Origin of the sequence: Microbacterium sp. NPDC089695, from assembly GCF_044749085.1 — a bacterium.
Classification (GTDB): Bacteria; Actinomycetota; Actinomycetes; order Actinomycetales; family Microbacteriaceae; genus Microbacterium.
In genome coordinates this window covers 238284-247470 of sequence record NZ_JBIVHG010000003.1, presented here as the reverse complement: position 1 = coordinate 247470, position 9187 = coordinate 238284, and the positions used below count along the sequence as shown (strand labels likewise).

Below are 9187 nucleotides of genomic sequence, written 5' to 3'. Positions count from 1 at the left end.
GGTTACATTCCGAACCCGGAAGCTAAGCCTCACAGCGCCGATGGTACTGCAGGGGGGACCCTGTGGGAGAGTAGGACACCGCCGGACTCCTTTTAGACAGAAGAGCCACCCAATGCTGGGTGGCTCTTCTGCGTTAACGCCGCGTCATCGGCGCAGGCGCGACTCCAGGACGGATGCCGTGTCGCGCACGGCATCCGCGAGGAGTGTCTCGTCGAGAGCGTCGTCCGCCCAGGTCACGGCGACGGCGGCGACGGGCCAGCCGGAATGGTCGCGCACCGCTGCGCCCACGCTGCGGAGGCCGTCGGCGACCTCGCTGTCCTCCGTCGCGTATCCGCGCTCACGCACGATCCGCAGGACCTCCCGAAGCTGCGCCGGGGTGCGCGGACCCACTCCGGTGCGATCGGGAAACGCCGAGGCGCCGGGGTACAGCGCGCGAACCTGCTCGCGGGGGAGAGCCGCCAGCATCGCTCGCCCCGACGCGGTGAGGTGCGCGGGTAGCCGCACTCCCACGTCGGTCACGAGTGCGGGACGCCGCGGTGCCCTCTCCTCGACGATGTACAGCACGTCGCCGCCGCTCATCACCGCCAGGTGGGCGCTCTCCCCCAGCCGGTCGGACAACGCGGCCACGAGTGGGCGGCCGAGTCGGGCGAGGGGCTGCTGCCGCGCGTAGCCGCCGGCGAGCTCGAAGGCCGACGTACCGAGGCCCCAGCGACGATCCTCACGGAGATGCATCACGAAACCGTGCGCCGCGAGGGTCGTGAGCAGGTGGTACACCGTCGAGCGCGGCAGGGCGAGGTCACGGGCGATCGCCGACGCGGCGACGGGCGCCGGACGCCCGGCGAGATAGCGGAGCATCCGCAGGGTGTTGTCCGCTGCCGGCACTTGGGCGCCGACACCTGAGCTCTCCGAAGCGTCTGGGATCACAGACACAGGATCTCACGAAGCGGTGTCCTCGGCACGCACCGGGGTGTGGAATCGAGTCATGAGCACTCCGTCCCCCGTCCTCGTCGGCGCCGCGACGCTGTCGATCCCCGACGTCGTCGCCGTCGCACGCCACGACGCCCCTGTCGTCATCAGTCCCGAGGCGCTGGAGCGTGTCGCTGAAACCCGTCGTGTGATCGACGGGCTCGCGGCAGATCCGAACCCGCACTACGGGGTCTCCACCGGATTCGGCGCCCTCGCGACGACGTTCATCGCGCCCGACCGCCGACTCCAGTTGCAGGCGAGCCTCATCCGCTCGCACGCCGCGGGCACCGGCGCTGAAGTCGAGCGTGAAGTCATTCGCGGACTCCAACTGCTGCGTCTGCAGACCCTCGCCTCCGGGCGGACGGGGGTGCGCGCGGTCGTCGTCGAGACCTACGCCGCACTCCTCAACGCCGGTATCACGCCCATCGTCCGCGAGTACGGCTCGCTCGGCTGCTCCGGCGACCTCGCACCCCTCGCCCACATCGCACTCGCGGCGATGGGCGAAGGCGACGTGCGCACGTCCGACGGCGAGCTCGTGGCTGCATCCGCGGCACTCGCCGCCGCCGGCATCGAGCCCGTCACGCTGGTCGAGAAGGAGGGGCTCGCCCTCATCAACGGCACGGACGGGATGCTCGCGACCCTGGCGCTCGCGCTGCACGACCTCGAGTCCCTCCTGCTCACCGCCGACATGGCCGCCGCGATGTCGATCGAGTCGCAACTGGGCACGGATGCGGTCTTCGCCGCGGATCTGATGGCGCTGCGCCCCCAGATCGGACAGGGGGAGTCCGCCGCTCACCTGCGCGCATTCCTGCACGACTCGCCGATCGTGCACAGCCATAAGGGGCCGGAGGACGGCCGTGTGCAGGACGCGTACTCGCTGCGGTGCTCGCCGCAGGTGCACGGGACGGCCAGAGACACGATGGCGTATGCGACGCTCATCGCCGGCCGTGAGCTCGCCAGCGTGATCGACAATCCCGTCATCACCGTCGACGGACGCATCGAGTCGAACGGCAACTTCCACGGCGCCCCGATCGCCGCAGTCCTCGACTTCCTCGCGATCTCGGTCGCCGACGTCGCTTCGGTCTCGGAGCGTCGCACCGACCGCGCGCTCGACCCCGCCCGCAACCACGGCCTGCCGCCGTTCCTCGCCGACGAGGTCGGCGTCGACTCCGGACTCATGATCGCGCAGTACGCCTCGGCGGGCATCGTGTCGGAGCTCAAGCGCCTCGCCGTTCCGGCATCCGTCGATTCGATCCCCTCCTCCGCCATGCAGGAGGACCACGTGTCGATGGGGTGGGCCGCCGCCCGTAAGCTGCGCCGCGCGATCGACGGGCTCGGGCGCGTTCTCGCGATCGAGATCCTCACCGGCGCCCGCGCGCTCGACCTGCGGGCACCGCTGCACGCGGGGCCGGCGACCGGGGCGGTCCGCGACCTCGTCCGTACCGTGGCAGCGGGCCCGGGGCCCGACCGTTTCCTCTCACCCGACATGGAAGCCGTGACCGCACTGGTGCAGTCCGGCGCCGTCACCCGCATCGCGAAGGAGCACGCGCATGACTGACACCACGACCACCGCCGCCGCCCGCACGATCCGTGCGCCGCGCGGCGACCAGCGCACGGCCAAGAGCTGGGGCGCCGAAGCCGCCAAGCGGATGCTGATGAACAACCTCGACCCCGAGGTCGCCGAGCACCCCGAAGACCTGGTCGTCTACGGGGGCACGGGGCGGGCCGCGCGCAGCTGGGAGGCGTACGACGCGATCGTGCGCACGCTGGACGAGCTCGAACCGGATGAGACGCTGCTCGTGCAGTCCGGCAAGCCGGTCGGCGTGTTCCGCACGCACGAGTGGGCGCCACGCGTGCTGATCGCGAACTCGAACCTCGTCGGCGACTGGGCGAACTGGCCCGAGTTCCGGCGTCTCGAAGAGCTCGGTCTCATGATGTACGGCCAGATGACCGCCGGGTCGTGGATCTACATCGGCACCCAGGGGATCCTGCAGGGCACGTACGAGACCTTCGCGGCGGTCGCGCGCTCACTCGGCCGCGATTCGCTGAAGGGCACTCTGTCGCTCACCGGCGGTGCCGGGGGCATGGGCGGCGCACAGCCGCTCGCCGTCACCATGAACGACGGCGCCGTGCTCATCGTCGACGTCGACGAGTCGCGCCTCGCCCGTCGCGTCGACCACGGCTACCTCGACGTGTACTTCACCGACCTCGACGAGGCCGTCGCTCGGGCCGTGGCGGCAAAGGACGCCGGCGAGGCGCTCTCGGTCGGCGTCGTCGGCAACGCCGCCGAGGTTTTCCCCGAACTTCAGCGGCGCGGCGTGCCGATCGACATCGTGACCGACCAGACGAGCGCGCACGACCCGTTGGCGTACCTGCCGATCGGCATCCCCGTCTCCGACTGGAAGTCCGAGGCCGAGCGCGATCCCGAGGAGTTCACCCGCCGGGCGCGCGAGTCGATGGCCGCGCACGTCGCGGCGATGGTCGCGTTCCAGGATGCCGGGGCCGCGGTGTTCGACTACGGCAACTCGATCCGCGCTGAGGCGCAGCTGGGCGGCTTCGACCGGGCCTTCGCCTTTCCCGGATTCGTTCCGGCGTACATCCGCCCGCAGTTCGAGGAGGGCCGCGGTCCATTCCGCTGGGCCGCCCTGTCGGGAGACCCCGAGGACATCCGCAAGACCGATCGGGCGATCGCCGAGCTCTTCCCGGAGGACGCGGCGCTGCATCGCTGGCTCGAGAAGGCGGGGGAGAAGGTGCACTTCGAAGGCCTGCCCGCACGGATCTGCTGGCTCGGCTACAAGGAGCGGCACCTCGCCGGGCTGAAGTTCAACGAGATGGTCGCCTCGGGCGAGCTGTCGGCGCCGATCGTGATCGGCCGCGACCACCTCGACTCGGGCTCCGTCGCCTCGCCGTACCGCGAGACCGAGGGCATGAAGGACGGCTCCGACGCGATCGCCGACTGGCCGTTGCTGAACGCCCTGCTCAACACGGCCTCCGGGGCCTCCTGGGTGTCGCTGCACCACGGCGGGGGTGTCGGCATCGGTCGGTCGATCCACGCCGGGCAGGTCACGGTCGCCGACGGCTCGGCACTCGCGGCCGAGAAGGTCGAGCGGGTGCTGACGAACGACCCGGGGACCGGCGTCATGCGCCACGTCGACGCCGGGTACGAGCACGCGCGCGACATCGCCCGCGAGCGCGGCCTGACGGTGCCGATGCTGTGAGCACGCTGCTGACGAACATCGGCGAGCTGACGACGAACGCCGGCTCGAATCCCAGCGACCCCTGTGGCACGCGGCACGACGCCGCCGTGCTGATCGACGGCGGACGGGTCGCCTGGGTCGGATCCGCCGCCGACGCGCCGGATGCCGACGAGATCGTGGATGCCGGTGGTCGGGCCGTGATCCCGGGCTTCGTCGACAGCCACAGCCACCTCGTGTTCGGCGGCGACCGCGCAGCGGAGTTCGAGGCGCGCATGGCCGGGCAGAAGTACGCGGCCGGGGGCATCCGCTCGACCGTCGCCGCCACGCGCGCGGCGAGCGACGAGGAACTGCGCGCACGCCTGCGCGGCTTCGTCGACGAGATGCTCGCGCAGGGGACGACCACGGTCGAGATCAAGAGCGGCTACGGGCTATCGGTCGCCGACGAGGAACGTCTCGTGCGGCTCGCGGCCGAGGTCACACCCGAGGTCACGTTCCTCGGCGCGCACGTCGTGCCGGCCGAGTACGCCGACGACCCCGACGCGTACGTCGACCTCGTGTGCGGGGAGATGCTCCACGCGTGCGCGCCCCACTCCCGGTGGATCGACGCGTTCTGCGAGACGGGCGCGTTCACGGTCGCGCAGTCGCGACGGATCCTCGAGGCGGGCATCGCGGCCGGTCTCACGCCGCGCCTGCACGCGAGCCAGCTCGGGCCGGGCGACGGCGTGCGACTCGCGGTCGAGCTCGGCGCGGCCTCGGTCGACCACGGCACCTACCTCTCGGATGCCGACATCGCGGCGCTCGCGGGGTCGGACACCGTGCTCACGCTGCTGCCGGGGGTCGAGTTCTCCACGCGGCAGCCGTATCCCGACGCGAGGCGACTGATCGACGCCGGCGTCACCGTGGCCCTCGCGTGCGACACCAATCCGGGCTCGAGCTTCACGTCGTCGATGGCGTTCTGCATCGCGGTCGCGGTGCGCGACATGGGCATGACTCCGGCCGAAGCCGTGTGGGCGGCGACGGCGGGAGGCGCGAGGGCGCTGCGTCGCGACGACATCGGCGTGATCGCACCGGGCGCGCGGGCCGACCTCGTGCTGCTGAGCGCGCCGACGCGCATCCACCTCGCCTACCGCCCGGGAGTCCCGCTCGTCGATCAGGTCTGGAAGGACGGGGTCGCCGTCCGCTGACGTCGACCCCGTCCCTCGACCCGATCCTCTCGACCGCGGGTCAGCGCAGCGCCTCGGCGGTCACCACCGCGGCGGCGGCCGACCACGCCTGCGGACGGCACGCTGCGGGGTACGGCACCGGTGAGCCGCCGATCACACGCGGCTCGCCGGAGTGCAGCTCGGGGACGCGGTACTCGAAGCCCTCCGCGAGGTCGATGAGCTGTTCGGCGACGCGGCGGGCCGGCTCGGTGAGGCCCGCGCGCAGCATCCCGTGCACGGCGATCGCGGTGTCGTGCGCCCACACGCTGCCGCCGTGGTAGCTCAGCGGCCAGTATCCGGCGGCGCCTGTCGACATCGTGCGGATGCCGTACCCGCTCGACATCGACTCTCCCGTGAGCAGGTCGGCACAGGCCCGCTCTTCGTCGGCGTCGAGGATCCCTGTGCCGATCAGATGGCCGATGTTGCTCGTGAGGGTGTCGACCGGGGCGCCATGCGCGTCGAGGGCGATCGCGGGGTAGCGGCCCTCGTCGGTCGTGACCCAGTACGCCGCGCGGAAACGCGACCGCAGGTCGGCGGCCCAGGTGCGGAGCTGATCACCGCCGCTCTCGCCCATCTCGTCGAGCAGGGCGGCGCCGCGGATCGCGGCCTCGTAGGCGTAGCCCTGCACCTCGCTCAGCGCGATCGGCCCCTCGGCGAGACGCCCGTCGCGCCACTGGATCGAGTCGCCGGAGTCCTTCCACCCCTGGTTGGCGAGTCCGTGGCCCGTCTCGTCGCGATAGTCGATGAACCCGCTGCCCGAGGCGTCGCCATGCACGACCATCCACTCCAGGGCCGCGCGCAGCGCGGGGAGCAGCTCGCGCAGCTCACCGTCGGAGAGTCCGGCGTCGCGCGCGTCGGCGAGCAGACACACCCACAGCGGCGTCGCGTCGACCGTGCCGTAGTACAGCGGCGGCAGGTGCACGCCCTCGTTCGGCAGCGAGAGGGCGCCGCTGCGCAGCTCGTGCGCGATCTTGCCCGGTGCCTGGGCTGTCGCCGCATCCACGACGGTGCCCTGCAGGCGTGAGAGCACCCGCAGCGTCGAGGCGGCGACGGCGGGATCGGCGGCCAGCGCGAGGCGGGCGGCCCAGAGGGAGTCGCGACCGAACAGCGTGAAGAACCACGGAGCCCCGGCGGCGTAGAACGCGTCGTCCGGGTGCTCCGGAAGGGCCAGCCGCAGCGCGGCGAGGTCGGCCGCGGCGCGGTCGAGCCAGCGCCCGACACGAGGATCGCTCGCGGACGCCACCGGCTGCGTGGTCGACGAGGGCGCCGGCGAGGTCACGACCAGGGTCGGGTCGTCGAGGTCGGCCGACCAGTCGAGCTCGACCGCTCCGCGCGCCGGGACGGTCGTCCGCCACACGAGCACGATCTCGCCGCCGTCCTCCGACACCTCCGCATCCGGAGCGGAGAGCGTGAACGAGGCATCACCCGCACGGCACACCCGGCCGTCCCAGCTCCAGTCGACGCCGTCGTCCATCCCTGCCTTCACGACCTGCATGGGGGAGAAGTCCGGACGCACTCGCACCGTGATCTCGAGCGGTACCTCGGACTCGAGGTGGGAGGCGAAGCGGATGCTCTCGGTGAAGCGCCCGGCCTCGACCGTGCGCTCGCGGTCGAGGCGGACCTTCGGGTCGGCGCCATCGTCGTCCAGGCCGCGCAGCAGATCCGTGAACACCACGCGGTCGGGCGTCGCCGACGAGCATCCGATCGACTCCGCAGCCGTGCCCCGCACCGCGAGGTCGATCGCGGCGATGTGTCGGACGTCGCCGTGGTACACGCCGTGGATCGGGGAGGTGCCCATGCGGCCGTCGCGCGCCGACCACACCTGGGTGGGGGCGTCGAGCGTGATCACCGCCTGGTCGAGCAGGGGCTGGAGATGGGGGCGGTCGGTCATTCCTTGACGGCTCCTTCTGTGGAATTCATGATGCGGCGCTGGAAGATGAAGAACATCACGGCGACGGGGATCGTCATGATGAGCGCGGCGGCCAGCTTGAGGGGGTACTGGGTGCCCTGGCTGAGCTGTCCGCTCGCGAGGGAGGCGACGCCCTTGGTGAGCGTCGTCAGGGCGGGGTCGTTGGTCGACACGATGAAGTGGCTCAACTCGTTCCAGGATCCCTGGAACGACAGGATCACGATCGTGATGAGCGCGGGCGTCGCCATGGGCAGCACGACCGACCAGAACATCCGGAACGTCCCGGCGCCGTCGATGCGCGCCTGCTCCTCGACCGACACCGGGATCGACTCGAAGAAGTTCTTCATGATGAAGACCCCCGCGGCGTCGACGAGCAGCGGGAGGATCATGCCGGCGTACGAGTTGAAGATGCCGAGCTGGTTGATCACGAGGAACTTCGGGATCAGCAGCACCACGGTGGGCACCGACATGACGGCCACGAGCGCCGCGAACACGACGCCGCGTCCGCGGAAGCGGAGACGGGCGAGAGCGTATCCTGCGAGCGAGTTGAAGAACACGCGTCCCGCGGTGACGAAGATCGTCACGACCGCGCTGTTCACGAACCACGACGGGAAGTCGGAGTTCGCGAACAGGCGTTCGTACGCCGCGAACGTCCAGGAATCGGGCAGCAGGCCGAGGCCGGAGGCCGCGGCATCCTCATCGGTCTTGAAGCTCGTGAACACCTGGATCAGGAACGGGTAGATGTAGATGAGCGCCAGCACGATCAGCACCGCGTACAGCACGATCTGCCACGTGAGCTGCTTGGAGGAGAGTCTCATGACACGCCTCCCTTCGTCGTGATCTCATACGCGCGGATGCGTCGGCGCGACACCGGCCGGTCGCGCAGCACCCAGCGCTGCAACAGCGTGAACACGACGATGATGACGAACAGGATGAACGCGATCGCCGCGCCCTGGCCCCACTCCTGATCCGTGAACGCGGTCTTGTAGGACTGGTAGGCGGGTGTGAGGGTGGTCTTGCTCGGGGCGCCGCGCGTGCCCGTGTAGATCTGGTCGAACACCTGCCAGCATCCGATGAGCCCGAGCGTGAGCACCGTGAACAGGGTCGGCCGCAGCTGGGGGAGCGTGACGCGCCAGAAGCGCTGCCAGCCGTTCGCGCCGTCCATCATGGCGGCCTCGTCGACGTCGGCGCCGAGATTCTGCAGGCCTGCCAGGAACAGCAGCATGAACGTGCCCGAGGTCGTGAACACCGCCATCAGGACGTAGGCGCTCATCGCGATGGACGGGCCGGCGAGCCACTCCCACCAGGAGATGCCGAGCATTCCGCCGCCGGTGAGGGCCGCCGGCCCCGCGTCGACCCCGAAGGCGCCGAGCAGCAGGTGCAGCACGCCGCGCGGGTCGTTGAACCAGTTGGGCCCCTCGACACCGAACCACGAGAGCAGGCTGTTGACGGCGCCGCTCGCCGAGAAGAGGAAGAGCCACAGCACCGTGATCGCGACCGAGCTCGTGACGGAGGGGAAGTAGTAGGCCGTGCGGAAGAAGCCGCGACCGCGGAGCACGGCCCGGTTCACGAGCACGGCGAGGAACAGTGCGAGGGCGGTCTGCAGCGGCACGACGAGCAGCACGTACCAGGCGTTGTTGCGCAGGGCAGTGCCGAAGTCCTTCGTGGCGAGTCCTCCGTCGGTGAGCACGGCGCCGTAGTTCTCGGTGCCGACGAACGAGACCGCGGGGGAGAGGGGGCTGCCGCGCCCTCCCCAGTCCGACACGCTCACCCAGAGGGCCATGAGCACGGGGACGAGGAGGAAGACGCCGAGGATGACGATCACCGGGGCGGTGAAGAGCCATCCGGCTGCGGCCTCGCCGCGGCGGAGCCCGGAGGCCCCTCCGCGGCGAGGCGTGGCCTGCGTCGTCATG

At 70.9% G+C, this 9187-nt stretch carries 7 protein-coding genes and 1 rRNA gene; 4 read left to right on the top strand and 4 right to left on the bottom strand.

Translation table 11 applies throughout. The features are described 5' to 3' along the window. Positions 1 to 87 (top strand): 5S ribosomal RNA (gene rrf / locus ACIPYT_RS15790); the annotation flags it as partial. 57 nt (positions 88 to 144) lie between these two features. On the opposite strand, the gene ACIPYT_RS15785 is transcribed toward rrf, so the two are convergent. Continuing rightward, on the bottom strand, positions 145 to 930 hold the full coding sequence (locus ACIPYT_RS15785) for an IclR family transcriptional regulator (RefSeq protein ID WP_401076341.1): 786 nt from the start codon (positions 928 to 930) through the stop codon (positions 145 to 147). Positions 931 to 982: 52 nt separating this feature from the next. Here ACIPYT_RS15785 and hutH point away from each other — a divergent pair, with 52 nt between their 5' ends. The 3 genes from hutH to hutI are packed head-to-tail and all read left to right on the top strand — an operon-like array spanning position 983 to position 5347. Then, complete coding sequence (gene hutH / locus ACIPYT_RS15780) at positions 983 to 2524, top strand: histidine ammonia-lyase (protein WP_401076338.1); 1542 nt, start codon at positions 983 to 985, stop codon at positions 2522 to 2524. Next, on the top strand, positions 2517 to 4184 hold the full coding sequence (gene hutU, locus ACIPYT_RS15775) for a urocanate hydratase (protein ID WP_401076335.1): 1668 nt from the start codon (positions 2517 to 2519) through the stop codon (positions 4182 to 4184). The genes hutH and hutU overlap by 8 nt, the downstream gene beginning before the upstream one ends. Next, a complete protein-coding gene (hutI, locus tag ACIPYT_RS15770) occupies positions 4181 to 5347 on the top strand; it encodes an imidazolonepropionase (RefSeq protein WP_401076332.1) in 1167 nt (388 codons plus the stop codon). Before hutU ends, hutI begins: the two co-directional genes overlap by 4 nt. Positions 5348 to 5387: 40 nt before the next feature. Here hutI and ACIPYT_RS15765 read toward each other — a convergent pair whose 3' ends face one another. From ACIPYT_RS15765 to ACIPYT_RS15755, 3 genes are read right to left on the bottom strand one after another with little or no spacing between them, the layout of a single operon-like run. Beyond that, positions 5388 to 7256, bottom strand: coding sequence for a glycogen debranching N-terminal domain-containing protein (locus tag ACIPYT_RS15765; protein WP_401076329.1), 1869 nt, complete (start codon positions 7254 to 7256; stop codon positions 5388 to 5390). Continuing rightward, positions 7253 to 8092, bottom strand: a complete 840-nt coding sequence (locus ACIPYT_RS15760) for a carbohydrate ABC transporter permease (RefSeq protein ID WP_401076326.1) — start codon at positions 8090 to 8092, stop codon at positions 7253 to 7255. Before ACIPYT_RS15760 ends, ACIPYT_RS15765 begins: the two co-directional genes overlap by 4 nt. Continuing rightward, entirely contained in the window at positions 8089 to 9186 is a 1098-nt protein-coding gene (locus ACIPYT_RS15755) for a carbohydrate ABC transporter permease (protein WP_401076323.1), read from the bottom strand. The genes ACIPYT_RS15760 and ACIPYT_RS15755 overlap by 4 nt, the downstream gene beginning before the upstream one ends. Position 9187: the final 1 nt, after the last annotated feature.

Excerpts from the sequence above, each read along its gene's own strand:
- hutH (WP_401076338.1), top strand. The coding sequence starts at position 983 with ATGAGCACTCCGTCCCCCGTCCTCGTCGGCGCCGCGACGCTGTCGATC.
- hutU (WP_401076335.1), top strand. The coding sequence starts at position 2,517 with ATGACTGACACCACGACCACCGCCGCCGCCCGCACGATCCGTGCGCCG.
- ACIPYT_RS15765 (WP_401076329.1), bottom strand. The coding sequence starts at position 7,256 with ATGACCGACCGCCCCCATCTCCAGCCCCTGCTCGACCAGGCGGTGATC.
- ACIPYT_RS15760 (WP_401076326.1), bottom strand. The coding sequence starts at position 8,092 with ATGAGACTCTCCTCCAAGCAGCTCACGTGGCAGATCGTGCTGTACGCG.
- ACIPYT_RS15755 (WP_401076323.1), bottom strand. The coding sequence starts at position 9,186 with ATGACGACGCAGGCCACGCCTCGCCGCGGAGGGGCCTCCGGGCTCCGC.